The sequence below is a fragment of the Sorangium sp. So ce327 genome, assembly GCF_051530205.1.
Classification (GTDB): domain Bacteria; phylum Myxococcota_A; class Polyangia; order Polyangiales; family Polyangiaceae; genus Sorangium; species Sorangium cellulosum_B.
The window spans coordinates 10,275,871-10,301,795 of the sequence record NZ_CP150330.1; the positions used below are offsets into that span (position 1 = coordinate 10,275,871).

The window sequence follows — 25,925 nt, forward strand, 5'->3', positions numbered from 1 at the left end:
GGCGAGAGCGCGCGCCCCGCGGCGATCCGTTCAGCGGCCCTGTTCGTCCCGCTCCGGCCTGGCGCGGAAGAACGGCGCCCTGACGTCCTTCGCGTCGAAGAAGAACACCCGATCCCAGACGGGGATCCGCTCCCGCTCCGCCAGATCGACCACCTCGCCTCGGGACAGGCTGCCGACGAGCTTCGCGCTCGACTGGCCTCGCATCCTCCACCGGAACTCGTACGGGAGCAGGACGCTGGCGTCGCCGAACATGCCGCGGCGCTCGGCGAAGCTCCGCCGCGCGGCCTCGGAGAGCTCCCGGGCATGACGGAGGTTCGGGGCGACGATGTAGGTCGTCGCAAGGCCCTCCTCCAGCATCTGCCGGTTGATGAGCCGACCGCGCGACAGGACGTATCCGAGGACGCGACCATAGGCGTCGAACGGCTGTTGGTCCGTCTGGATCTCGACCTCGGCGCCGTCGGGGAGCAGCTCGGAGAGCCGCTCGGCGGCCAACTCGGCCCAGTAACCCTGCGAGGCGCCGAGGAAGTGCGTCTCCGGCGTATCGATGGAGAGCATACGGACAGGATGGATCACGCCGTTCTCGTCGCGCACGCGGAGCGTGTCGCCGTCGACCGTCCTCACCACCTCGGCGAGGAACCTGTCGCTCGGCAGCTCCCGGCGCGGCCCCCGCCTCCAGGCGACAAGAGACACGTAGTCGATGAACCTCCGGAACTCCGGAAGCAATCCTGCCATCGCCCCCTCCTATGATGGATAGCCCCACAGAGACCGCCGTTCGCGCATCGCAGGGACGTTCGCCCTGCCAGGCGGCCTGTTCCATGAAGATATAGAGAGGGCCCTGGCCCTAGGAAAGCGCTCGCCGCGCCTGACCCGGGGAGCGCGAGGTGGCCTGAAGCGCCGTCGGATGGAGAGAGGAAGATCTGGACGCCAGAAGACGCCAAGAGACGCCAGAAGACGCCAAAAGACGAGAGAGAATATTTTTCCTTCTTTGCTCCCTTGGCGCGCTGCCGTTGCAATCTTCTTCTGGCACCTTCTCGAGCTTTTTTTCTCTTCTCTTGGCGTCTTTTGGCGTCTCTTGGCGTCTTCTGGCGTTCAATTCTTCTTCATAGCACCGCTCATCCCGCCGCCTTCCGGGCGTCGCCGGCGACGATCTCCTCCAGCAAATCCTCCTCGTCCTCCCCCGCGGACACCCTCTCCAGCGCCAGCCTCAGCTTCGGCTCGGCGCTCGCCTCGGCGGCGACGCGGATCCGCTTCTCCACCGCTTCGCCCCCGTGCGGGCGCGCCGCGAGCGCCGCAGCGACGCGCTGCTCCGGCGGCGCAGAACCGTCCTCGACGATGCGCAGCACCTCTTCGAGGTCGTTCCCCGCCGTCCGGTAGCCTGCCCTGGCCACCAGCGACCCCAGCGCTCTCTTCCACTCGGCGAGCGGCCGGCCATTGCGCGCGATGACCTCCAGCAGCCGCGCCCGATCCTGCATCGCGACGGCGGCCTGAGCGGCCCGAATACGCTCGATCAGCGCCGTGGCCTCGGCGGGGCTGGCCGCCGGGACGGTGATCGACCTTCCGTCCCGCAGGCCGATCTTCACGAAATGATAGGCGCCGCCAACGCCCCCGTGGGTGAAAGTGACGTGGACGATGGCCCTGTGCGGGAAGAACCGCCGCCGGAACGCGCCCTTGACCATCACCCCGTCGGTGCCGATATGCACCCAGGTCGGCGTCACCTTGGACCAGAGCCAGGCCGCGACGCCCAGGAGCGGCGCGAGCCCGCCCATTGCCACCATCGGACCGAGGGGCGCGATGGACCACTCCGCGATGGCCATGAACAGCAGGATCAGCAACGCCAGCACCCCCGGGGCGAGGATCAGGACGAAGATGGCCAGGAGACAGCCGGCGATCTTGCGACCGCTGGAGTCCTCGCGGTACGTGCGCATCCGCACCGCGCGCGCCTGCGCCCCCGCCCCGGCCCGCGACAAGAGGTCGATCGCCTCCTCCTCCGAGGCCTGCTCGACGGCGGCGACGCGCCCATCCGAGAACGACAGCACCGCGGCGTGGCCGTTCGGCGTCCGCTCCGTCCAGCCGCCGGCGAGGCGCGCGAGCGGCAGACGGCTCTCCTTCGCTCCCTCCGCGATCAGCAGGCGCTCGCCCTCGATCTTCACGCGGCCGTCGCGGAGGCGGCGCTCGCCCGGTCCGCGATCCGCGCCGGCGAACGACAGCGCGCTGGCGAAGTAGCTGCCAAGGCCGATCAGCGCGGCGAAGAGCGAGGCCCTCTCCATCCCGAGCACGGCCAGCCCCCACGGAGCGGCGAACGTGCCGACGAGCGATGTGACGACCACGGACCCGAGGAGGCGCTTGTCGCGGCGGGCGTCCTGCACCTCGACCTTGCAAAGTCGCTCGGGCGAAGCCGCCCCGGGAGCGTCCTCGCTCATTGCTGCGGCCGCATCGCCAGGAGGTGCTGCCCGTGGTCCGCGGTGGTCATCGGTCGAGGGTAACCCGGGGTCAAAGAGATCAGAGAGCGAATCGAGGGCGCGGCATGCGCGGAGAGCGGGGGAGGCCTGCGCGCAAGGGCTGCGCCGTCATGAGCGACCGTTGCACACCCGCCCACCGGGCGAGCGTCGCCACCGCGGCTTCCCTGTCGGCCGGGGCGAGGCCGCCGAGGTGCGCGCCGTGGTTGGCGCCCGGCGCGAAATAACGATACGAGTCCACCGCCGCGCCGAGATCGAAGGCCCCGGCAGACCAGGGGTCGTTCTCGCCGTAGATGAACAGGAGCTCGCTGCCCTCTGTAGCGACCCAGCGCGCGACGTCCTCCATCGCGGCAGGCGAGAACTCCGGCTCGATGGGGATGCTCGGCAGGCGGTCGACCGACCCCCAGTCGAACGTGAGCAGGTCAGCGATATCAGCGGTGTCGGGCAGGGGGGCGCCGAGCTCTGTGTAGCATTGCCAGTAGTACGGCTCGAAGGCGAGATACGCAGCATCGGCGCCGGCGCTCACGGGAGAGATCTGGCCGAGGGCGAGCCACAGGTCGTCGTCGGACGCCGACACATCCGGGATCTGGCCGCAGGTGGCCTCGTGCGAGTAGAGCCAGAAGTAGGATGGGAGCCATATCACAGCGCTCTCGAGCTGCGCCTCCACGCCGAACAGGTCGTAGGTCAAGCCCAGCGCGTCCGCTTCCGTCTCCGCGCGCTCGAGCATGGCCGGGCGCCTGAGCAGCACCTCGCGCCGGAACGCGGTAATGCGCTCGCGGCAGTCCGCCTCGCCAACCTGGTTCAGGAAATCGATGTAGCGTGGATCCTCCACGCCGTGGCTGAGCGGAGTCACATAGGCCACCGTGCCGTCGACGTCATCGGGGTAGAAACGACGATGGTAGACGGAGGTCATTCCCCCCTTGCTCGCCCCCGTGGAGATCCATCTCCCGGTGTAGATCGTGCGGAACGCTTCGACGACGCGGTGGTGATCGGCGGCCGCCGCTTCGATCGTCATCTTGGTCCAATCCGCCGGCTCCGGGCGTGACGGCGTGAAGAACCGGTGCTCGACGTAGATCTGGTTTGCGTTCAAGAGCGCGGTGGGCTCTTCGATGTACTGCTCGGGGAGAAACAACGAGTAGCCGGTCGCGGCGAGCACGAGCGGCGCGCTCGAGTCGCGGTGGTGCAGCGCGAGCCGCTGCCGGAAGCGCTCGCCGCCCGGGGCATCGTGATCGACAGGCTGTTCGAGCTCGATGACGAAGAACCGATAGCCGGGGATCTTGGACGCCTCTTCCGTGACCACGGCGACGTCGAGCGCGCGCAGCTGATCCAGGAGTTCCACCGCCGCGCCGCCGCCGCCGGCCGACCCGCCCACGCCGCCAGCGCCGCCGCCACCTGTCACGCCGCTGCTGCCGTCCGTTGCGCCGCCGCTGCCGCCACCGCCGTCGGTCGCGCCGCCCTCGCCGGTCGAGCCGCCGCCGGTCCCGGCGCTCGCGCTTGTGCCCGAGCTCGCGGAAGATGTCGTCGAGGCGCTCGCCTCTCCGCTGCCGTCGTCTCCGCAGGCGGCGACGGCCGCCAGCGCGAGCGATATCAAGAAGGCCGCCCTGCTGTTCTGCATCGCCCGGTCGGCCATCGTGGCGGCAGCGTGCCCGATCAGCGTCCGGAACGGCGTAGCGCAGCAAGATTTCCACGTTGCGGGTGAGCCATCCCGGATCATGCGTCCGGATCACCGTGGCGGCTCGACTTGCTTGACCCCGCTCTTGGGCGTTGGCGGCCCTGGGTGGCGTGTCGAGGCGAGCGCCGGTTATTCACAAGTCCAGGCGCCCGCGCGCACGATCATGCCCGTGGCGCAAGCCCATCGCTCCGCCGTGACGGCCTCGATGACGCAGGACATTGCTCTCGCGTCGATGTCAGGATCCTGTATCCCTACCGCACAGCCCATCTCATCGAACTTGGCCGCTAACCCAGCGCCGCACGGAAAGTTCGTGGCGATGACGCAATCCTCGCCGATCTCCAGCAGGCGCTCCGTCGCAACGTCTTCAGAGGTGTTTCCAGCTTCGCAAAACACCGGACGCTCTGCGCAGGGCGTGAGGCCCTCGAGCGGGATGGGATCGAACTCTCCCTCCGAAGGGATGATCCCGGCGCCAAAGTCCGGGTCCCGGGCGTCATCCCAGCCTCCAGTGCCGCCCGAGACGTCCGGAACATCCGTGCCGCCGGCGCTGACGCCTTCCTCGGGGCCGCTCGTTTCACAGCCGAGACAGCTCACGACGGAAATCACAAGCAATCGATGTGTCCATTGCATGGACAGAGCATAGAGAGCTTCCATGCGGAGCACAACGCGACCCGCCGCGCCTGGCCCGCGGGGCGCGAGATGACCTGAAGCGCCGGTCGGATGGAGAGGAAGAATCGAACGCCAAAAGACGCCAAGAGAGACCAGAAGACGCCAAATGCGAGAGAGAACATTCTCCTCCTTCGCTCCCTTGGCGCGCTGGCGTTGCAAACTTCCCCTGGCGCCTTCACGAGCTTTTTCTCTTCTCTTGACGTCTTTTGGCGTCTTGGCGTTCAACTCTTCTTCTCCTCTTCTCTTGCTCTCTTGCCGTCTGGGCGGCTCGCAGATCGTCCCCACAGCAGGCGGCAGCCGGATGCGCGCCCCTCGCCGTCCCGCTCCGGCTTGGGGCTACGCTTCCTCCGCGCTTTCCCGTTACGATGACCAGCGCGATCGCTTCGTAGATCGCCGGGGGGCATGAGACGTCTGCATGCGGCCCCGCGCAGGGCTCCCGGGGGCGAGGGCCACCGCGGCGAGGAGGTCTTGGATGTCGTCGCACGAACAGATAGAGCCGGCCGAGACGCCGGCAGAAGAGGGCGCAGCAAGGGCGGGGGCCGAGCTTGCGCGGCGCAGGCGCGGCCTGCGCTTCCGGCTGGCGCTCGGGGCGCTCGCGCTGGCCGCCAGCGTGACCGCGCTCGTCTTGACCCACGAGACGAAGCCCGAGAAGACCAGCGCCATCGGCGCGCGGCTCGAGCTGTCCTCGGGGGAGGTCACGCTCGCGGCGAACGCTCAGGGCGAAAGGAAGTCGACCGTGGTGTCCGGGATCCCGGTCCCGGTCGGGGCGAAGCTCGCGACCGGAAAGGGCGCGCGGGCGCTCGTCCGGCTCGCCGACGGCTCGGCGGTGTTCCTCCGCGCAGACTCGGAGATCGCGCTCCGCGCAGAGGGGCTCTCGATCGCCCAGGGCGAGGTCTGGCTCGACGCGCCGCCCGAAGGGCGCAGCGGGCTCTCGCACGCGCTCGGGGACGTCAACGTCTCGGCGGCCGACGCCGGCCTGTCGATGAGGCGCTCGGGCGACGCCGTGAGCGTGTACGTGGCGCGCGGGCTCGCCGTCGTCGCGGCCCCCGGCGGGCGCGTCGAGGTGCACGCAGGGGAGCAGGCGACGGTCGCCGGCGGCGCCGCACCCAAGGTGGCGCCGCTCGCCTACTGGGAGGACTGGACCGGCGGCATGGGCGACCACCGGCCGCTCGCAGGCGAAGGCAGCGGAGCCGGGCGGATCTACGGCGTCGACCTGCAGGGCGCCCCCGGGACACAGGCGCGCACGCTCGAGATCAGCCGGCAAGCCGTGCGGGCCGTCCTGCGCGACGGCATCGCCGAGACCGAGGTGGACCAGACCTTCTCGAACCCGGGCGGACGCCAGGTCGAGGGCTGGTACTGGTTCACCGTGCCCGAGCGGGCGATCGTGAGCTCGTTCGCCGTGGAGACGAACGGCGTGCTCGTCGAGGGCGAGGTCATCGAGCGGAAGGAAGCGGCGCAGCGGTACCAGACCGCCGTGCAGACCGGCCACGAGCCGGCCCTGCTCGAGTGGGTCGACGGGCACAGCTACCGCGCCCGCATCTTCCCCGTGCCCGCCAGCGGCTCCCGGCGCGTCGTGCTGCGCTACGTGGAGATGCTCAGCGCGCCGTCAGGTAAGCTTGCTTACGTTTACCCGATGCGCGCGAGCGATCCCGTGCAGATCGGCGAGTTCTCCCTCTCCGTGGATCTCGGCCAGGCCGGTCAGGGGCTGGAGATCGCGACGCTGGCCGACGCGGTGATCGAGGACGGCGGGCGGCGGGTGAGCATGCGGCGGAGCGGCTACGAGCCGCGCGCGGACTTCCAGCTCGAGGCCGCCGTCAAGGTGAAGCCGTCGCCGCTGCGGGTGTCGCGCTTCGCCGCGGGCGAGGACCGCGCGGACTACGTGATGGCCAGGTACGTGCCCGACGTGGACTGGGCCGAGCTCAAGGAGCTGCCCGCCGACCTGGTCGTCGTGGTGGACACGTCGGCGTCGGCCGACGAGTCGGCGCGCCAGCAGAAGGCGGCGGCCGCCGAGGCGATCCTGCGGGCGATGTCGCCGTCGGACCACTTCGCGCTGATCGCGCTCGACTCGGCGCCGGCGGTCCTTCACCCGAAGGACGGGCTGGCCGAGGCGTCGGACAAGGAGATCTCCGCCGCGCTCACGCGGCTGGCCGAGCACGCGACGGGGGGCGCGACCGACCTCGGCGCGCTGTTCGAGTCGGCGCTCGGGCGGGTGCACGGCAAGGAACAGCCGGCGGTCATCTACATCGGCGACGGACTCGCGACGAGCGGCGAGGTGACGGGCGCGCGCCTCGCGGAGCGGCTCCGGCGCTCGCTCACGGGCTCGCGCGCGCGCTTCTTCACGGTCGGCGTCGGCGAGAACTCGAACCACGCGCTGCTCCGCGAGCTCGCGCGCGCCGGGGGAGGACAGGCGTTCCGGATCGACGAGGCCGAGGGCTCGACGTCCGAGGTGCTGCGCCTCGCCGGCGCGATCAAGACGCCGACCATCACCGATCTCGCGATCGACCTCGGCGCAGGGCTCGACGAGCCGATGCTCACCGCGAGCGGCAAGGTGTCGCGCGGCGAGGAGGTGGTGCTGCTCGCGCGCACGCACCACGCGCTGCCCACGAAGGCGATCGTGAAGGGGCGGCTCGCGGGGAAGGAGTACACCCGCGAGCACCCCATCGAGCTCGATCGGGGCGTCGGCGCGGCGCTGGTGCCCCGCTTCTGGGCGGCCGAGAAGATGCGGCGGCTGCTCGCGGACGGCGACGACATCGAGGCGCACCGGGGCAAGGTGGTCGAGCTCGGGCTCGACTACGGGCTGATCACGCCGTTCACGAGCACGCTGGCGCTCGAGAGCGAGCAGGCCTACGTGAACCAGGGGATCCGGCGGCGGCGCTCGCCGCTCCGGGGCGAGCGGCTGACGGCGCTCACGCCCCAGCGAGAGCGCGAGCTCGCGGCGCTGCTCGCGCCGCCCTCCGCGGCCGTCGCCGCCGGGTGCTCGCGGAGCGAGCCGAGCGCGGCCTACGAGGAGAGCTCGGCGAAAGAAGGCGGCCACGGCGCGAGGGCGCAGGCGGCGGCGCCAGCGCTGGCGATGGCGCCGGTGATCGCGGAGCAGGGCAACGAGCGGGACCAGAGCGCCAAGGGAGACGTCGCCGCGCCCAGCGCCACGCTGGCGGCCCCGCCCCCCGCGCCCGAGGCGGCGCGCCCGGCCGAGGAGGCGGAGCAAGAGCCCCTGCGGCAGAAGCAGGAGGCCGCGGCGAACCAGCCGGCCGCCCCCCGCCCGCTGGCTGCACCCATGAGCGCACCGGCGGCCGGCGAGCCGCCCGAGCTCCGCGCGGCCGGCGCGCTCGGGCTCAAGGCCGCGTCGGGCGGCGGCGGAGCAAGCGCGCCGTCCTACGCCAGCCCGCGCCTGGGGCAGGCCCGCAAGGCACCGCCGGCGGTGCGCCCCGCTTCCCGGACCTCCCCGCCGCCGAGGCGCCCGCAGGTCGCGATGGCGCCGTGCAGCGACACCGCGCGGCGGCCGCTCGCCGAGCGCATCGTCGTCTGGTCGAAGCGCCTCGCCCGCGCCACGACGGCCGAGCAGCTCATCGCGCGCTACGAGGGCGCGCTCACGACCTGCGAGCTGCCGGACTGGCGCTCGAGGGCCGCGCTCCTCTCGCTCCTCCAGGCGAGGGTGTCCACGGAAGGCGGCGCCGAGGCGCTGCTCGCCCGGTTCGCCGGCGAGCCCGAGGCGCAGCGGTTCATCGCGCACGCGCTCCTCAGGCGGAGCGTGGACCCGGCGATCTCTGCGGCGGTGCGGCGCACGCTCTTCGGGGGCGTCGATCCCAGGGCGAGCTGGGCGCTCCTCGACGAGCGGCTCGCGGCGATCCCGGCGGTGGACGATCGGCTCGCGCTGGTGCGGCAGGCGCTCACCGAGCGGCCCGACGATCCGGAGGGGGAGATCCGGCGGGTGCGCCTGCTCGCGGAGGCGGGCCGGAAGGACGAGGCGCTCGCCTACGGGCGGCGGCTGCGCGACCGCGGCTTCATGAGCCCGGCGCTCGCGCTCGATCTCGGCGACGTGCTCGCGTCGAGCGGCTTCGAGGCGGACGCGCTGCGCACGTACTCGGAGGTCGTCGAGTTCGATCCGACGAGCCCCGCGTCGCGCGCGATGCTCGGCGACGTCTACCTCCGGCACGGCTGGTACGCGGCGGCGTACCGCCAGTACACGACGCTCACGGACCTCGCGCCGGCCGAGCCCCAGGGCTGGCTGCGGCTCGCCGCGGCGGCCGCGGGCAGCGGGCGCGTCGACGAGGCGCTCCGCATCCAGCGCAAGGTCTCCGCCGCGGAGGGCACGCCGGGGCCCGACGATCCGCGCGCGTGGGCGCGGCTCCTGTCGGCGGCGCGCATCGGCCGGCTGCTCGCCGGGGGCGGCGGCGCGGCCCCTGCGGCCGGCGCCGAGGCCGAGAGCCTCGCCCGCAAGCTGAAGGAGCTCCAGCTCTTCAGCGGCCCCGGGGCGCTGCGCGTCGTGCTCTGGGAGGACTACGCCGCGGAGCTCGCCCTCGCGGCGCGGGACGGCCAGGTGGACGCGGCGCTCGGCGACGGCACCTTCGCGCCGGCGGTCGGGCTCGCGGCGGTGCAGCTGCCCGCCTCGGAGCTCGCGCGCCTCGAGTGGCGCGTCCGGTTCCGCAGCGATCCGCCGGGGAGGGACGTGCGCTTCGTGGTGACGACGATCGTGTGGGACGGGGCGTCCTTCCAGGTGACGAGCGCGCCGGGGTCGATCGGCGCGAAGGACCGGGAGGTCACGCTGGCGAGCGGCGCGCTGCCATGATCGACGTCTCGCTGCTCGGCTGGCTCCTCGTCACGCTGACGTCGCCGCTGGCGCTCGTCCTGCTGCTCGTGGCGCTCGGCTCGGTGGCCTACCTCGGCGTGACGGCGCTCGAGGCCGCGCCGCGCCGGCGCGGCGCGCGCGCGGTCGGCACGGGCGCGGCGGCCTGCGCGCTCGCGGCCGGGATGGTCGGGCTGCGCGTGGGCGCGGGCGCGGGCGCGACCGTCCCGACGGCCGCCGTGGGGATCGCCGCCGCGGCCGCGATCGGGGCGACCGCGGCGTGCGCGTGGACCTTCGGCGCGCGCGCCGCGGCGGCGCTCGGGGCGGCGCAGGCCCGCCGGAGCGCCGCGGCGCTGCGGGCCGGCGACGAGCGGCGCCGGCTGCTCGCGGCGAGCCAGCGCGCGTACGCCGAGGGAGACGACCTCGCCGCCGAGACGGCGGCGGCCGACGACGCCGTCGCGCGGCTGCGCGCCGCGGTGGGCTCGCTGGCCGGCGCGCGCGCCGCGCTCGAGGCGAAGCGCGCCGGCGCGCAGGACGGGCCGCAGTCGGAGGAGCGACCGGAGGCGAGCGCGCTCGCCGAGGACCTCGCGCGCGCGTGCGACGAGGCCGCGCTGAAGCTGTCGATGGGCCAGCGGGTGCTCGCCGCCGCGGAGGCCGCGGCGCTGCGGATCGCATGCAACGCGCCGCTCCGGCGGCTGCTGCGGCGGCGGCCGCGCGAGGCGACGCAGGCGCTCGCGACCCTGGGCGCGGGCGCGCTCGCCCCGGCGGCGGCGTCGATCGAGGCGTTCCTCGGCGAGGTGCGGGCGGCGCGCGCCGAGGTCGTGGAGATCGCGGAGCGGCGCGCGCCGGGCGCGCCCGGCGAAGACGGTGCGACCGGTCCAGAGGGAGCGGAGGGCCCGGCGGCGCTCGCGTTGCGCGAGCTCACCGCGATGGAGTCGGCCTACGGCGCGCTGCTCGAGCGGCTGCGCCTGGCGGAGCTGCACGCTTCGGCGCGCGCCTCCGTCGAGCAGGTCGAGAGCGCCGCGGGCGCGCTCTCCGCGACGGCGAGGGCGGCGGAGATCGACCCGGCGGCGATCGGCGCGCTCGTGACGGAGATAGCGCGCGCCGAGTCGGCCGTCGCCGCCGCCGCGCCGGAGGCCGGGGGCTCGCGCGCGCTCGCCGAGGCGCTCGCCGCGGGATCGGGGGCGCTCGATCGGAGCGACACGACGTCGCTGGCGGAGCTCATCGCAGCGCTGCGCGAGCTCCGTTGAGGCGATGAGCGACGGCCGCCCCTGAAAATCACACGCAAAACGATGCCTGGCCGTAAGGGGTGCCCTTGGCGCGCGGCGCCCTGGGAGCCTCCCCGAGCGAGGTCGGTTGAGCTAGGCTTTGCGTGTGGTTCAGGCCCTCCCTGCCGGTTATCTCTTCGACCCTGCCGACCCCCGCGCGCCGACGAGCGAGCAGTGGGCGCGGATGACCCCGGCCGAGCGCGCGCGCGTCGTCGACATGCTCCCTGCCGAGGTCCCGCTGGAGCTCATGCCTCCCGAGGGAGACGCGCACCGCAAGGCGAAGCGCGACGCGCTGGACGCCCTGGACGGCTTCTTTCGCCGCACCGCCCGCAAGATCTACCTCTCTTCCGAGCTCGCCGTCTTCTATCCAGGCGAGCCGCGGTTCGCGCCCGATCTTCTCGCCGTGGTCGACGTCGAGCCCCACGAGCGCATGCGGTGGGTGGTCGACCACGAGGGCAAGGGGCTCGATCTCGTGATCGAGGTCCACGTCGCCGGCAGCCGCACGAAGGATCACAAGCTCAACGTCGACCGCTACGCCCGGCTCGGCATCCACGAGTACTTCCTCTTCGACCGCGCCCGCCTGCGCCTGCACGCCTACAGGCTGCCCGCGGCCGCGGCACAGGAAAGCGATCCCTCACGCCCGCGCGCCTACCAGCGCATCGTGCCTCAGGCTGGCCGGTTCGCCTCCGAGGTGCTCGGCCTCGATCTGCTGCTCGACGGCCCGCGCCTCCGCTTCTTCGCGGGCAACGCCCCTCTCGAGGACGCGGACGAGATGATCGCCCGCCTTGGCGGGATGCTCGATCAGGTCATCTCCCACCAGGAGGACGCGCAGCGCATCGCCGAGGAGCTGGCCGCGGAGCTCGACAGGGAGCGGCGCCTGCGCGAGGAGGAGCAGCGCCTGCGCGAGGAGACAGAGAGGCAGCTGGCGCAGGCGCGCGCGGAGATCGAGCGGCTCAAGTCGCGCTGAGCGCCTGGCCGGCGAGGGGGATGGCCGCCTGAGCCCTCCTCGCCAGCCACGCCGCTCATCACCCCTTCAGCTTCGCCGCCAGGAACCGCCGCGCCTTCTCCCACGCGTCCGCCGCGGCCTTCGTGTTGTACCGCTCTCCCGACGGGTTCGCGAAGGCGTGGTCGGCGTCGTACCGGAGCACCTCGTGCTCGATGCCCGCGTCGTGGAGCGCCTTGTCGAAGTCGTTGACGACCTCGGGCGGGATGCCCTTGTCCTGGTTGCCGAAGATGCCGAGCACGGGCGCCTTGATCGCCTTGAGCTGCGCGGGGTCGGTGACGAGCCGGCCGTAGTAGATCACGGCCGCGTCGAGCTCGGGCTCGTTCAGCGCGAGCTTGAGCGACCACGCGCCGCCGAAGCACCACCCGATCGAGGCCGTGCGCGGCGCGAGGACGCGCGCGTCCGTCGTGAGGAAGCGGTGCGCCGCGCGCACGACCTCGATCCCCTTCGCCTCGTCGACCGCCTTCATCGCCGCCATCGCGTCGTCCGGCGTGGTCGCGACCTTGCCGCCGTAGAGGTCCACGGCGAGCGCCGCATACCCGTCCTCCGCGAGGCGATCGGTCCAGTGCTTGATGTGCTCGTTCAGGCCCCACCACTCGTGGATGACGACGACGCCCGCGATCGGCGGCTTCGCGTCCCGCGGCAGGCTCAGGTACGCCTTCGTGCCAGCCACCTCGACCGTCTGTCCTCGCGCGGGCGGGGCCTTGTCCGCCCTGAGCTCGTGGAGGGCCTTGAAGTCCTCCTCCGAGAGCAGCCCGGTCGGGCCGACTTCACCTGGCGCGCCGGACGACGCCGGCGCGGCGGCCGCGGGCGGCGGCTCGACGCGGGGCGCGGGAGACGAGGCAGAGCAGGCGGTCGCGGCGAGCAGCGCCAGCGACGCAGCCACGCGGAAGCGGCGCAGGTGGGACAGGAGCGTCATGGCCCGCACCCTACCAGCTCGGAGCGGCGCGCCGGAAGCCTCGCCGCGAGGCGTCGCGCCCGCTTACGTCGCGACGCGCAGGCCCAGCTGGCTCGACGCGACCCCCCGCCGGACGGCGGCCACCAGCGTATCCGGGGCGAACGGCTTGGCGACGAACGCATGGGCGCCGAGCCGGAACGCCCGCTCCCGCTCGCGCGGCGAGGACATCGACGACACGATGACGACCGCGACGTCGCGATGGTGCCGGCTCTGCCGGATGAAACGGATGAGCTCGAGGCCGTCGATGTCCGGCAGGTGGATGTCGAGGATCACCGCGTCGTAGGCGCCCCCGTGCATCCGCCGGAGCGCCTCGAACCCGCTCGCCGCCTCGGCGACCTCGACCGCCGGCCCGAGCTCTGACGCCCCCTCCAGCGCGGCTCGCATGTACGTCCGCATCGCGGCGGAATCGTCGATGAGGAGGATGCGGGTCATGCGGCGGGTCCGGCTCGAGCTCTCGAGGGGGCGCCTAGTACACCACAAACGGCAAAATCGGAAGCGTTTGTCGGCCTTCCGACAGGAGAGCGCGTCCCCGGCGGCGCCCCTGAGCCCTCCAGGCCCGGCTGCGCGCTGGTCAGGTGCCCCGCGGCGGCCTCCGAGGACCGACCTGGCCCCTCCTCGAACCCGTGCCGTGATCACATCGGCGCGTTCCGGGAATTCGTCTGAGTCACACAGGAAACCTTGTGCGCACCGCGCGCACTGCATTTTTTCACCAGAGCTGCTTCGATGAGAGCCCTGGCTCGGCCACGATAGAGCTGGACGGGGCGAGAGCTTCTCATTCGCGGTACGTCGCTCCGCTACCGCGCACCTCGGCGCGTCGCCCGGTTCTTACTTAGGAGGGCCAAGCCCGTATGTCCTTGAAGCACTGTCTCACCGTGAACAGCGGGTGGGGCAGCCTGTCCTCGGGCAGCTTCGGTCCCCGTGCTCCCCGACCCCTCCTCGGCGCGCTCATCCCGTCGCTCGTCATGGTGGCGTGCCAGTCCGAGACCGGGAACAGCGATGAGGCCCCCGATGACGCGGCGTCGACGAGCGCCTCCTCGGCGACCAGCGGCGCTGGCGGCGTCGACAACGGCCCCACCGTCAGCCACGGCGCCGGCATGGGCAGCGCCGGGGCGGGACGCCGCTCCCTGTCCGGTCAAGCCAGGGTGGTTGCACGGGTCGGCTCAGCGACGCATCGAAGGAGACCGTTGTATGCGCAATAGCCAAGGAGCCGTGCCGCGAGAGCTGCTCGACTGGGTCTTCAACCGTCGGCAGCCCCTCGTCAAGCTCGGGGCATTCGCCATCACAAGGCCCGTACTCGTGTCCTGCAGGGAGGACGACGAGAGGGGCGGCGACCTGAGCGGGAGCGGCACCGGCGGCGGGGGGGGCACGTGGAGCGGCCCTGGTAGCAAGGGCAGCCGCACCGCCGGCCCCTTCGCCACCAGCTCGAGCAGCGCCGGCGGCGCCGACGCGCTGGATCCGTCGATCTTCGAGGGCGCCGGCAGCTGCCGACTGACCGCCAAGGACATCGGGGGTCCGTTCTTCATCGACAACAGCGAGATCCCGAACGACATCAGCCTGTTTCGCAGCGACATCCGGGACGACCACCCCGGCTGCGAGCTCCGGCTCTATGTCCGCCTGCTCGACGCCCGGAGCAACAACGAGCCCATCCCCGACGCCGAGGTCTACCTCTGGCACTGTGACGCGGATGGGCAAACCAGCGGCTTCGAGCATCAGCGCCCCTCCACGCCGTCCACGGGCGCGGCCGAGCGCACGCCGGAGAGCCAGGATCGGTTCTGCCGCGGCGTGCAGCTCTCGGATCGCAACGGGATCGTGGGCTTCAAGTCGATCTATCCCGGGTCGGACGCGGGGCGGCCAGTCCACGTCCACATGGTCGCTCGCATCAACGGAGCCACGACCAGGCTGATCACGACGCAGCTCTATCTCGACGCGGACCTCAGCGCGGAGGTCTTCGAGAAGGAGGCGGCCTACGCGGCTCGCTCGGCGAACCTCCCGGCGTCCAGCCTCGATCCGCCGCCAGGCAACGTGATCATGCCGGCCACGTACACCTCGGGGCTGGTCACCAGCATTCTCAACATCATCGTCGATGCCTGAGCGCACGGATGTCCTGCCCAGGGGGCCGTGCGTCACGCCCCGGCTCGACCCGGGCCACCCCTCGGCGAGCCGGGACGGCGCCTGCCCGCTGCCCGCCGAGCGTCACGAAAATTCGAGGAAACAGGGCACCTCTTCCGTTCGCCGCGCCGGCGCGGGGCGGACAATCGCCCTCCGGGGCGCCAGACTGCGGCAGGGAGGTTCCATGAGCGACACGGATCGGCTGGATCCCGGGAGCATGGCGCGCGCGTTCCGCGAGGCGCGGCGCCGCGGGATGGATGTGGAGCCGGCGGTCCTGTTCCACGATCTGGGGCGCATGCGGGCGCGCATCGGACGGATCGGCGCGGCGTTTCCGCCGGGCGCCCTCCACACCGTCGCGATCAAGGCGAACCCCCTCGTCGAGGTCCTGCGGGCGGCGGTCGACTGCGGCGCGGGGCTCGAGGCGGCCTCCCTCGAGGAGGTGAAGCTCGCGCTGGCCGCCGGCTGCCCTCCCGACCGCATCGTCTACGACTCTCCCGCGAAGTCCCGCGCCGACATCGCGGAGGCCCTCCGCCTGGGCGTGCGGCTCAACGCCGACAACCTCGATGAGCTCGGACGCATCGACGAGCTCGTCCGTCACGGGGGGGTGGCCAGCCGCATCGGGCTGCGCATCAACCCGCAGGTCGGGGCCTCCAGCATCGCCCTGACCAGCGTCGCGGATCGGCGCTCCAAGTTCGGGGTCCCTCTGGAACAGGCGGACGCGGTGCGCGCCGCCTTTGCGCGGTACCCGTGGCTCGCCGGGCTGCACGTGCATGTCGGCTCGCAGGGGTGCGCGCTCTCGCAGCTCATCGACGGGATCGGCCGCGTCGAGGCGCTGCGCCAGGAGCTCCGGCGCGCGATGGGCCCGCTCGCCGCCGGCACCATGGATATCGGCGGCGGTCTGCCGGTCGCCTACCGGAGCACGGACCGCCCCCCGGCGCTCGAGGACTACGCGGCCGCGCTGCGGCGCGAGGTGCCGACGCTCTTCGAGGAGGGGACCACGCTGATCACCGAGTTCGGGCGCTGGATCCAGGCGGGCTGCGGCTTCGCGGTCTCGCGGGTGGAGTATGTGAAGAAGGACTCGGCCGGGCGCACCGCGATCCTTCACCTCGGCGCCGACTTCCTGCTGCGCCGCGCGTATCACCCGGACGACTGGCACCATGACTTCATGGCGCTCGATCCCGAGGCCGAACCCAAGGGGGGGCCGCTCTCGCCGTGCACCCTCGGCGGCCCGCTCTGTTTCGGCGGCGACGTGCTCGCCCGCGATCTCGCGTTTCCGGAGCTGTCGCCCGGCGATCTCGTGCTCATCCGCGACACGGGGGCTTACACGCTGAGCATGTGGTCCCGCCACTGCAGCCGCGGCATCCCTGCTGTGCTCGGCGTCGACGCCGACGACCTCCGGGTCCTGCGCGAGCGCGAGCTGCCAGAGGACGTCGTAGCGTTCTGGAGCCGCGGCCGCGGCCGGCCATGAGCCCGCCGCGCGGCGTTCACATGACCGTTTCCAGGGGAATCCAGCATGTGGCACCATGGAGCAGCGAGCGCTGCGGCGTGGAGGAGCAGAGATGAGATCGAGCGGAGCTTCGTGGGTCCCCGGGCGATGCGCACAAGCGTGGCGGGTCACGCTCCTCGGAGCCGCGCTGTGCGTGCCGCCGGTCGCCAGCGCGGGCTGCGGCGATGACGGGGCGACGACCACCGCCTCGGTGTCCAGCGGCAGCGGCGGCGGCGGCGCGACGGGTACCGGCGCGGGCGGCGGCGCTGCCGGCTCCGGCGGCGACGCAGCCGGCTCAGGTGGCTCCGGCGGCAGCGGCGCAGCCGGCTCCGGCGGCTCCGGTGGTTCCGGCGCTGCCGGCTCCGGTGGTTCCGGCGGCTCGGGCGGCTCCGGTGGCACCGGCGCTGCCGGCTCGGGCGGCTCTGGTGGCACCGGCGGCTCGGGCGGCTCCGGCGGCTCGGGCGGCACCGGTGGCTCCGGCGGCTCGGATGGCACCGGCGGCTCCGGCGGCTCCGGCGGCTCCGGCGGCGACACCGTGAGCGTTCAGATCATCGCCTTCAACGACTTCCACGGCAACCTGGAGCCCCCCACAGGCAGCAGCGGCAGGATCACCGTACCTGCCACACCCACCAACACCACCGTGGACGCCGGCGGCGTCATTTACCTGGCGTCCCGCATCGCCGCGCTCCGCGCCACGAACCCGAACACCGTGGTGGTCTCGGCCGGCGATCTCATCGGCGCGAGCCCGCTCGTGTCGGCGCTGTTCCACGATGAGCCCACGATCGAGGCCATGAACCTGCTCGGCCTCGACATCAACGGCGTCGGCAACCACGAGTTCGACAAGGGCACAGCGGAGCTCCTCCGGATGCAGTACGGCGGGTGCAGCCCGGCCGACGGCTGCACGGACGGGACCTTCTTCCCGGGCGCGAACTTCAAGTTCCTCGCCGCCAACGTCGTCGTGGACACGACGAGCGGCAGGACGCTCTTCCCGCGCTACGACATCCGCGAGTTCGACGGCGTGAAGATCGCTTTCATCGGCATGACGCTGGAGGACACGCCGTCCATCGTGACGCCGATCGGCGTCGCGGGGCTGTCCTTCATGGATGAGGTCGACACGGTGAACGACATCGTGCCGGAGCTCCAGGCGCAGGGCATCGAGTCGATCGTCGTGTTGCTCCACGAGGGAGGGCTCCCCACAGGCCTCTTCAACGAGTGCCCGGGCCTCTCTGGCCCCATCGTCGACATCGCCACGAACATCGACCCCGCCGTGGACGTGATCGTCTCAGGGCACACCCATCAGGCGTACAACTGCATCCTCGGCGACAAGATCGTGACGAGCGCGGCGTCGTTCGGCCGTCTGGTGACGGACATCGATCTGGAGATCAGCAAGAGCACGGGCGACGTGACGGCGAAGACGGCGAACAACGTCATCGTGACGCGCGAAGCGCCCGACGCGGGCGTGAGCACCCTGGTGACGCGCTACAAGGACCTCGCGGCGCCGCTGGCCAACGTGCAGATCGGCACCATCACCGCGACGCTCGACCGCACGGTCCCGGCCATGGGCGCCGGGCTGTTCCCGATGGGCACGGTGATCGCCGACGCCCAGCTCGCCGCCACGCGCGACCCGAGGACCGGCGGTGCCGAGATCGCGTTCATGAACCCGGGCGGCGTCCGCACGGACCTCACCTATGCGGCCTCGTCCACCGAGGTCAGCGACGGGGTGGTCACGTTCAGCGAGGTGTTCGCGGTGCAGCCCTTCGGCAACAGCCTTGTCGTGATGACCCTCAAGGGGGCGGAGATCGACACCCTGCTGGAGCAGCAGTTCCGGGTGGACGCGGGGGGCGTGCTGCGGAGCGTGATCCTGCAGGTCTCGAACGGCTTCACGTACACCTACAGCCAGAGCGCGCCCGTCGGCGCGAAGGTCGACAACGCCTCGATCCGGCTCAACGGCGTCCCGATCGAGGCGGAGCGGACCTACCGGGTGACGGTGAACAGCTTCCTGGCGACGGGCGGAGACGGCTTCACCGTGCTCAACGACGGCACCGACCGGCTCGGCGGCGCGCTGGATCTGGACGCGCTGCGGGACTACTTCGCGGCGAACTCGCCCGTCTCCCCGCCCGCGCTCGACCGGATCACGATCGTGCCCTGATCGGGCCTCCTGGAGCCGCGCAAGCTCGCCCCCTAGCTGCGCGGCCTTCGTGCATAGAGGAAGCGTGCATAGCCGATCTCGGCGGCGTTCTTCGTGAGCTCGACGTTGGCCCACGCGACGACGTCACCGAACGGGCGGTCCTGGAAAGGCCATCGCGTCCGTCGTGTCGAGCGCAGGTCCTCGTCGGTAACCTGCTCGAGCACCGCTCGCCACTGGCCCTGAAGCCCTCCGAGCCACGCGCGCACGTCGTCGGCGTTGCCAGGCCACGTCACCTTCTCGCGGGTGAGGGCGCCATCGCCGAAGGCGTGGTCGAGCGCCATGGACCACCAGAAGCCGAGATGCCACGTCAGCCACGCGATGCTCGGCGGGCCGAGATCGTAGCCCTCGTGCTCCGGCCAGTCGGCGCGCCACTGGCCATCGGGGGTTTGACGAACGTGCAATCCCTGGTCAGCAGGGCGCCACAAGCACTCTTCGGTGGAGAGCCCGTCGAGGTGAAAGCTGGTGAGCTGCCAGGCTATCTCGAACTGCCGTAGCAAGTAGCCGCCGACCTCGCCGGGCATCGACGAGGGAGCGGCGTCAGGGCCATCGTGTCTCATGGCCCCGACCCTAGCATGCCTGCCGTCCCTCATCCTGCCCGCGCCGCGCACCGAGCTACGACCGCGCGGCCGAGCAGGCCCTTCCGTACTGTTCTTCGAGGGAGCGAGCCCGCCCTGCCTAGCCCGGATTCACCGCGATCTGCATCTGGGCGATCACGATGTCCCCTTCCATCACGGCCTTGGCACGGAGGCCGCTGTTGCCCGCCTCGTCGGCCTTGATGGCGCCCTGGTAGTAATTCGCCAGGCTGCCGGTGGTGCGCGCCTTGTACGGCTCGTACTTGGTATGGACGGAGTCGGTGAAGGTGGGCTCGAAGTAGAACTGCGTCGTGAAGATGTGGTCTCCACCCTGGTACGTGGTGCGACCCTTCGACATCGACCCCTTCTTGAAGCAGACGAAGTGGATGTGAACGTCGCGGCCGTTGTACCAGCCGGGGAAGATGCTGCGGAACGAGACGACGCCGTTTGCGTCCGTGGTCTGCACGCCGCGACAGAAACGGTCCGTGTTGTTGAGATCGTTCTGACCCGGCCTGCCCGCATAGGGCGAGTCGGGCTTCTGCTCGCTGGCAGCACCCCTCGTCCCGAAGCCGCTGTAGAACCCCTGCCCGTCCGTGTGCCAGATGTAAACGTCCACATCGGGCAGGCCGACGCCCTTGCCATCGCAGCCGGGCGCGCTCAGGTCGACAACGCGCAGGTGGAGGTGCATCTCCACACCCTCCGGCGCGCTCTCATTGTAGCGACCACGAATGTCCTGCCGGATCAGGGAGATGTCGTCGTTCTTCTCGAGCTCGTGAATGAAGAAGGGGCCCTGACCGGCGCCGTCCGTCTTGTTGATCGCCCTGCACGTCGGCACATCGTCGAACGGCGGTGCCTGGAGGCCGTCGCCGCTGCCGCTGCCGCCACTGCCTCCCGCGCCTCCCGTGCCCGGCTCGGAGCCTCCCTCGCCCGAGCCGCCCGTGCCTGCCGTGGTGGAGGTGGCCGGTCCCGCGCCGCTCGAGCTCGACGTGGCGGTGCCGGGGTCGGACCCGCCTCCTCCGGTACCCGAGGCCGTGGTCCCATTGCCCCCGGAGCTCGCAGAGCCCCCGCCGGCGCCGCTGGGGTCCTCCGACTCGCTGCCATCTCCGCACGACACGGTGACGGCAATCACTCCCAGCCCCAGGAGCGCCTGCCGCCGGTCAACGACCTTGAACAACGGGCCCTGGGTCTCGGTATCTCGTTCCTTGCTCATAAAGCAGCTCTCCTCAGGTGGTCGATGACCTGTCCGTCCGGCGGACAAGGCGCCGAAAAGGCGGCAACATCTTCCCAAGAACGGCGACAGTAAAGCATGGCGGCGCGGGGCGTGGAAGGCGGGACCCGAGCTGATCCCATATTCCCGCCTTTATGTAGTTATCCTCTGCCGTTTCACGCGCATCGGCGCGTCAGGTATCAAGGGTGACAGGGGCCTGCACGCCCCCCTGGATCCACGTGCGAAGAACCTCGATCACCGCGGGGAATCCCATGGCTCAGGCCGGCATCGGTTGCTTGTTGCACGTCGCCTCGTAGAAGGCCCCGCAGGCAGCGGCTGTGGAGCAAGACGAGGCATCCTTCGATGCATGAGTGCGCTGTGGATACAGCGCACTTTTCCAGGATGGATGTGGATCGCGCAAGCGACCTTTCACCGCACGATCGCGGGGCGGGGTGGCCACACCATCCGCTGCTCGGCCGCGAGCGCGGGCGAACGATGGATGGCGGGCGGCGCCGCGAACGACGCCTCCGGCGTGCCGCCGCCGGCCGCGGTCTTCTTCGGCCACCAGTCCATGCTGAGGTGGATGTGGTGGTGGTGATACGGCCACCCCTCGCCGTACGCCATCCGGTCCGAGAAGCTCGCGAGCTCGTCGTCGGTGATCTTCCGCCGATCCCGGGCCGGAAGCGCGTTCAGCCGAGCCGCGGTCCTCGACAGGAACGGCGCGATGACCTTGTCCACGCCGATGACGCGCGTGCGGGGCGAGCGGAACAGCCTGGCCATGAAGAACGCCTCCCGCTCGAGGTCGACGATGTGCTTCCGCTTCGCCGCCGAAGAGCAGTACCCGTCCTCGTGCTTCGACCCGTCTCCGCAGATGATCTCCCCATCGTTCGATCCGTCCGTCTGGAAATAGGCGATGTCGATGTTGCCACCCTGGTCGTGCGTCGACTCGGGGTGACGGGGGCTGTCGACGTCGTAGCCGGGCGTGACGCCGTTGATCTGGCAGACGTCGATCAGCGAGAGCGGCGTCGTGCCCGGGAACGCATGCAGCGTCTCCGCGAGGGCGTCCCGGACGAGCATGATGAGCTCGCGCCGGGCAAAGCGGTAATTGCTGAACGTCTCCCAGATGTAACCGCCGCCGACCACCGAGTCGTCGAGGTCGGGGAACGGGAACGGCAAGAGCCCGCCGCCGCGCTCGCCGAAGCCGGCGCACTCGTCGAACGAGAAGCCGGCGTCCACGCAGCTCGGGCCGTCGACATACGGAGTCGACGTCACGTCCAGGCCATAGACGTTCTGCGCGCCGTCGTGACCGACGACCCGGACGAAGTACTCGGCGCCACCCCGCTCGGAGTAGAACCCGTAGAACTCGGTGTCCGTCTCCTGATCGCGGTACGAGTACGGGTACTGCGCGCCGTCGCGCGCGCCGAGCAGGCGGCCCACGCCGTCATAGACCACCAGATCGATGTCCCCGGCGGCCTGACGGAACCGGATGCCCACGCGGACGATGGTCCGCTCCGGCACCACGATCTTGAACCAGTCCTCGTCCCCCTCGCAGAGGGTGAGGTCCTTCGTGACGCCCATGGGCGCTGTCACCGCGGCTCCCAGGTCGTCGTTGGGCTCGAGGGCGTCGCCCTCGGCGCCGCAGGCCGAGGGGCCCTTGCGGCACGCGCCGCCATCGCAGGAGCTGCCCTCCGGACACCAGCCGGACGGGACGTCGAGTGAGCACGCGACATCGTCCGATACGCAGAGCTCCCCGAGGCAGGTCGTGCCCTCCGGGCAGGTCGACGCGCCGTCGCAGCCGGCGAAGCAGGCCGACCTGCCCTCGCCGTCGACGGTGTGACAGACGTAGCCAGGCCGGCAGTCGAGATCGCTGCCGCAGGTGCTCATGCACACGGGCGAGCCGCCCTCCGCCGCGGGGAAGCAGCCCGCGCCTGGCCCGCACTCGTCGTCGCTCTCGCAGTCGAAGGCGAGGCAGTACCCCTCCACCCAGCCGTTCGGCGCCGAGGGATCCTCGTCACGATAGCAGGTCGCGCCGCGCAGCGAGCACGCCTCGTCGGCGTCGCAGGCCGCGCCGATCTCCCCGGCGCCGACCGTATCCTCCGCGCACGCCGCGCCGCAGGCCGCGTTGCACCCGTCGCCGCGCCGGGGAGAGCACAGGCCATGACGGCTCTGCACGCCATCGCAGGTCTCTGGATCATAGAGGGGATAACACACCCCCGAGTCGGTCAGGATGTCCGTGTCGAAGCAGCGAGAGCCGGGCGCGCAGCCCTCCTCGCTGTTCGGCGCCGTACACAGCCCCTCCGCGCGCTGCATGCAGATGCCGAGCATGCAGACGGCCGCCTCGCCGTCGCAGTCCGCATCGCAGCTGCAGCTCGCGCCGGCGGGGAGGCGCTTCTGGCTCGCCCCGCCGCTCTGCACCTCGCTCTCGACCGTCAACTCCGACTCCCATGGGTCCACATCACACGCTTCCAGAGAACCCATGAGCGCCGGCACCACCACGAAGAGCCATCGCCAATGTAGATCCATGACACCTTGCCTAGTGAGGAGTGCGAGACCGCACCTGCCGAGCGTTCTAGTCACAGGCGAGGGGTAAGTGGTTATTGAAAAGAGCGCATGAGTCACGCGGGATACCCCGCGCGAAGATATTCCCATCTTCGCAGCGGCGTTGTTCTCCCCGCGCGTGGGGGCGCCCACGCGACGAGCGGCTGGCGCGCGTCCGCCGCGGTGGACTCGCGGTCATCCGACGCACGGGCCGCGCCGCGCGTACGTCCGATGACCGCGCGGCTCGGCGATCGTCGTCGGGTCGGCCCGGGGCGCCTACTCGTATTTCTGGCTGACGCGGAACGAGCCGAGCGAGCGTACGCCCGTCGCGTGCTGCTCGAGCAGCGCGAGGGCTTCCTTGAACGCAGGCTCCTCCGTGCTGCCCTCGCACTCGACGAGGAAGAGGTACTCTTCAGGGCTGTCCGGCAGCGCGCGAGAGACGATGCGCGTGAGGTTGATGTGGTGTCTCCCGAGCGCGGAGAGCGCCGCGACCAGGGCGCCCGGGCGGTGGTCCAGCCCGAACAGGAGCAGCGTCCGCCCCCCCGAGGCCGGCGGCTCCGCGGCCCTCCCGACGATGAAGAAGCGCGTGATGTTCTCGCCCTTCGCGCCGAGCTTCGGCACGAGGATCTCCAGCTTGTAGATGGCCGCCGCGCCCTTGTTGCCGATCGCGCAGGCCTCGCCGTCCTGCGCCGCGCGCTCGACCGCCTCGGCGGTGCTCTCGGCCTCGAGGATCTGCGCGTCAGGGTAGGTCTCGCGCAGCCAGTCGCCGCAGTGCTTGAGCGGGACGAAGTGCGAATAGATGCGCTTCGGCGCCACGCCCGCCCTGCCGAGGAGCGACAGCGTGACGTGCAGCGAGAGCTCCTCGCACACGGCGAGCGCGGCGCCCGTGCCCTCGCGGCGGATCAGCTGATCGACGGTGTCGTAGATCGGGCCGCCCAGCGCGTTCTCGATCGGCACGACGCCGTAGGTCGCCGCGCCGCCGGCCACGGCGTCGAACACCTCCGAGATGGTGCGCCGGGGCGTGAGGTCCGCGCTCGCGCCGAAGCGCCGGGACGCGACCTCGTGGCTGAACGTCCCGGGCCGCCCGAAGTAGGCGACCCGCCGGCGCTGCGCCGGGGCCCCTGCCGCGTCGCTCTCCGCGGGCGCCGCGTCGTCGCCGCGCGCCGTCCCTGGCTTCCCCGCGTCAGCCGACATGAGCGATGGGCGCCTCGCCGGCGCCCGCGCGGACGGTCGCGATGCGCCCCCCGCAGGGCGCGCCGCTCCGCCGTGGGGCCGGCATCCTTCGATGGAAGCTGTGCATCGAGCGCCGCCTGTCTACCGGCGCGATGCGGCGGCGTCCAGCGAGGAAAGCGGCGGCGTCCGCCCGCGCGAGGAGGCGCCAGCCCCCGCGGTGCACCAGGCAGCCGCCGAGCCCACCCGCGCGGCGATCGCGCTTCATCAGCCAGGCGGGAGCACCATCGTTGCCGACGATGCCGGAAGGCCCCCTGACGCGGTTCAGGTGAGGAACGATCGTTACATCCCGAGAACCATCGTCAAGCAGCGCTTTCCCGAGCGATTCGGCCTGCATGCGCGCAATTGCGCAGGCGGAGGGTGGCGCAGGAGATAACCACACGAACACACATTCGACCACTTTTTCGATCGAATTTCGCCTGTGATCGCCCCGACCAGATTTTGCAAGTTCCGTTTCTTGTGATAACGATCGTTACGCGATGTCGGGAACGGGGCGTGGAGGCCACGGTTCAGGGCCGCCGAACGACAGAGAAGGCGCCTACTGGCGGATCTTCAACAAGAAAACGATCGTGCTCGTGCGCCGATGGCTTCGCCTCCTCGGGGTCCCGCGGCGGGATCGCTGGGACATCGCCCAGAACGTGATGCTCGCGGCGCATGAGAGCTTCGGGAACTACGATCCGGAGCTCGGGCCGTCCGACCGCTGGCTGAACAAGATCGCTGTCCACGCCGCGTCCCACTACGGGCTGCGCGAGCGGCGCCGGAGGGAGGACCCGTTGCCTGACGACTTCGACGCAGAGCTCGACGAGCCCTCGGCCGAGGAGCAGATCATCTCGGCGTGCGACCGCCTGTTCGCGCGCGCGGTCCTGCGCGAGCTCGACGCCGAGTTCGGCGCGATCCTCACGGCCCACGACATCGAGGGCGTGCCCATGGCGGACTTCGCGAGCCGGGCGGGAATCCCCCTCTCGACGGCGTACAAGCGGCGGAGCCGAGCGCTCGCCGCGTTTCAGCAGCTGGCCATGCGGCGCCTCGCGTCGATGCCCGGAGCAGAGGCGCCGGGCGGCGGCCGGACGGAGTCCGGCGCCGGGTCACCTCGCGTCGCGGGCTGGTCCGCGCGGACGTGACGGCTCAGGGGCTCATCGCCCGCGGCGGTTCGATGACGAGGGGGCGGAGCCGCGCGACCCGCGCTCCTCGGGTCGAGGCCGCGAGCGGGGCCGCGCGCGATCCGGATCCTCGTTGATGAGCGCGAGGATGGCCTGCTTCTTCGGCGAGTCGTCGGGCTCGATCAACAGGAAGAGGAGCGCCTCCTGGAGCGCCTCGGGCGCGCGATCGAAGCGATCGGCGACGACCGCGGAGACCGGGCTCCTCCCGTCGCCGGGCAGGAGGAGCCGAGCATCGCAGTTGAGCCCCTGTGCGATGAGCGCCAGCGCGCCGAGCCCGAGATCGCGCTCGCCGCGCTCGACCTGCCGCAGGTAGGTCGCCGAGAGGCGCGCTTTCTCGGCGAACTCGGCGTAAGTGAGCCCGTGCAGCTGCCGGAGCACGCGAATGGCTCGACCGACCTCCTTGGGAAGCGCATCGCTCATGGCCGGCGCAGCCTATCAACTCCCGCCGCGGCCGGAAAAGGACGATCGCACGCTTCACCCTGCATTCGCGGGGGCGCACGTCGATGTCCGTTACTTACTTTAACTGATTCAGCTCCTCCAAGAGCGCCCGGGAGTGCGAGTTCTCGCGCTTCTCGATCGCTATGCCGGTGAGGAGGCGCGCTTGGCCGCCGCTCGGGTCGACGCGGGGT

Annotated in this window: 19 protein-coding genes; 8 read left to right on the plus strand and 11 right to left on the minus strand. The window is 71.4% G+C overall.

Translation table 11 applies throughout. The features are described 5' to 3' along the window. Window positions 1-30 precede the first annotated feature (30 nt). The 4 genes from WME95_RS38440 to WME95_RS38455 form a co-directional block, all read right to left on the minus strand. Complete coding sequence (locus WME95_RS38440; RefSeq protein WP_437904278.1) at window positions 31-732, minus strand: thermonuclease family protein; 702 nt, start codon at window positions 730-732, stop codon at window positions 31-33. Between the two features lie 380 nt (window positions 733-1,112). Further along, the gene (locus WME95_RS38445; RefSeq protein WP_437904279.1) at window positions 1,113-2,420 is read right to left on the minus strand and encodes a PH domain-containing protein; all 1,308 of its coding nucleotides are present in this window, start codon (window positions 2,418-2,420) and stop codon (window positions 1,113-1,115) included. 79 nt (window positions 2,421-2,499) lie between these two features. Beyond that, window positions 2,500-4,071 carry a S28 family serine protease gene (locus tag WME95_RS38450; RefSeq protein WP_437904280.1) on the minus strand — a complete coding sequence of 524 codons (1,572 nt, stop codon included), beginning with the start codon at window positions 4,069-4,071 and terminating at the stop codon, window positions 2,500-2,502. 186 nt (window positions 4,072-4,257) lie between these two features. Then, window positions 4,258-5,019, minus strand: a complete 762-nt coding sequence (locus tag WME95_RS38455; protein WP_437904281.1) for a hypothetical protein — start codon at window positions 5,017-5,019, stop codon at window positions 4,258-4,260. A gap of 247 nt (window positions 5,020-5,266) precedes the next feature. Here WME95_RS38455 and WME95_RS38460 point away from each other — a divergent pair, with 247 nt between their 5' ends. From WME95_RS38460 to WME95_RS38470, 3 genes are all read left to right on the plus strand, one after another. Then, window positions 5,267-9,580 (plus strand): VIT domain-containing protein, encoded by a 4,314-nt coding sequence (locus WME95_RS38460; RefSeq protein WP_437904282.1) that lies wholly within the window; start codon window positions 5,267-5,269, stop codon window positions 9,578-9,580. Beyond that, window positions 9,577-10,827, plus strand: coding sequence for a hypothetical protein (locus tag WME95_RS38465; protein ID WP_437904283.1), 1,251 nt, complete (start codon window positions 9,577-9,579; stop codon window positions 10,825-10,827). Before WME95_RS38460 ends, WME95_RS38465 begins: the two co-directional genes overlap by 4 nt. Window positions 10,828-10,951: 124 nt before the next feature. After that, a complete protein-coding gene (locus WME95_RS38470; RefSeq protein ID WP_437904284.1) occupies window positions 10,952-11,812 on the plus strand; it encodes a Uma2 family endonuclease in 861 nt (286 codons plus the stop codon). Window positions 11,813-11,870: 58 nt separating this feature from the next. On the opposite strand, the gene WME95_RS38475 is transcribed toward WME95_RS38470, so the two are convergent. Together WME95_RS38475 and WME95_RS38480 are read right to left on the minus strand one after the other, a co-directional pair. Continuing rightward, window positions 11,871-12,767, minus strand: a complete 897-nt coding sequence (locus WME95_RS38475) for a dienelactone hydrolase family protein (protein ID WP_437544890.1) — start codon at window positions 12,765-12,767, stop codon at window positions 11,871-11,873. Window positions 12,768-12,830: 63 nt separating this feature from the next. Continuing rightward, entirely contained in the window at window positions 12,831-13,238 is a 408-nt protein-coding gene (locus WME95_RS38480; protein WP_437904285.1) for a response regulator, read from the minus strand. 416 nt (window positions 13,239-13,654) lie between these two features. Between WME95_RS38480 and WME95_RS38485 the strand changes: the two genes are divergently transcribed. From WME95_RS38485 to WME95_RS38500, 4 genes are all read left to right on the plus strand, one after another. Continuing rightward, window positions 13,655-14,005, plus strand: coding sequence for a hypothetical protein (locus WME95_RS38485; protein ID WP_437904287.1), 351 nt, complete (start codon window positions 13,655-13,657; stop codon window positions 14,003-14,005). Further along, a complete protein-coding gene (locus WME95_RS38490) occupies window positions 13,995-14,897 on the plus strand; it encodes a protocatechuate 3,4-dioxygenase (RefSeq protein WP_437904288.1) in 903 nt (300 codons plus the stop codon). Before WME95_RS38485 ends, WME95_RS38490 begins: the two co-directional genes overlap by 11 nt. 202 nt (window positions 14,898-15,099) lie before the next feature. Further along, window positions 15,100-16,383, plus strand: coding sequence for a diaminopimelate decarboxylase (locus WME95_RS38495; protein WP_437904289.1), 1,284 nt, complete (start codon window positions 15,100-15,102; stop codon window positions 16,381-16,383). A gap of 91 nt (window positions 16,384-16,474) precedes the next feature. Continuing rightward, on the plus strand, window positions 16,475-18,550 hold the full coding sequence (locus WME95_RS38500) for a bifunctional metallophosphatase/5'-nucleotidase (protein ID WP_437904290.1): 2,076 nt from the start codon (window positions 16,475-16,477) through the stop codon (window positions 18,548-18,550). 32 nt (window positions 18,551-18,582) lie between these two features. Here the strand turns inward: WME95_RS38500 and WME95_RS38505 are convergent, their stop codons facing one another. From WME95_RS38505 to WME95_RS38520, 4 genes are all read right to left on the minus strand, one after another. Beyond that, window positions 18,583-19,146: a DinB family protein gene (locus WME95_RS38505; protein ID WP_437904291.1), complete on the minus strand. Its 564-nt coding sequence runs from the start codon at window positions 19,144-19,146 to the stop codon at window positions 18,583-18,585. A 118-nt stretch (window positions 19,147-19,264) separates the two neighbouring features. Then, window positions 19,265-20,371, minus strand: a complete 1,107-nt coding sequence (locus WME95_RS38510; RefSeq protein WP_437904292.1) for a hypothetical protein — start codon at window positions 20,369-20,371, stop codon at window positions 19,265-19,267. Between the two features lie 426 nt (window positions 20,372-20,797). Next, window positions 20,798-22,891, minus strand: a complete 2,094-nt coding sequence (locus WME95_RS38515) for a PPC domain-containing protein (protein ID WP_437904293.1) — start codon at window positions 22,889-22,891, stop codon at window positions 20,798-20,800. Between the two features lie 291 nt (window positions 22,892-23,182). After that, the gene (locus tag WME95_RS38520) at window positions 23,183-24,100 is read right to left on the minus strand and encodes a prephenate dehydratase (RefSeq protein WP_437904294.1); all 918 of its coding nucleotides are present in this window, start codon (window positions 24,098-24,100) and stop codon (window positions 23,183-23,185) included. A 611-nt stretch (window positions 24,101-24,711) separates the two neighbouring features. Between WME95_RS38520 and WME95_RS38525 the strand changes: the two genes are divergently transcribed. Next, on the plus strand, window positions 24,712-25,257 hold the full coding sequence (locus WME95_RS38525) for an RNA polymerase sigma factor (protein ID WP_437904295.1): 546 nt from the start codon (window positions 24,712-24,714) through the stop codon (window positions 25,255-25,257). Between the two features lie 12 nt (window positions 25,258-25,269). On the opposite strand, the gene WME95_RS38530 is transcribed toward WME95_RS38525, so the two are convergent. After that, window positions 25,270-25,716 (minus strand): helix-turn-helix domain-containing protein, encoded by a 447-nt coding sequence (locus WME95_RS38530; protein WP_437544900.1) that lies wholly within the window; start codon window positions 25,714-25,716, stop codon window positions 25,270-25,272. Between the last annotated feature and the right edge of the window lie 209 nt (window positions 25,717-25,925).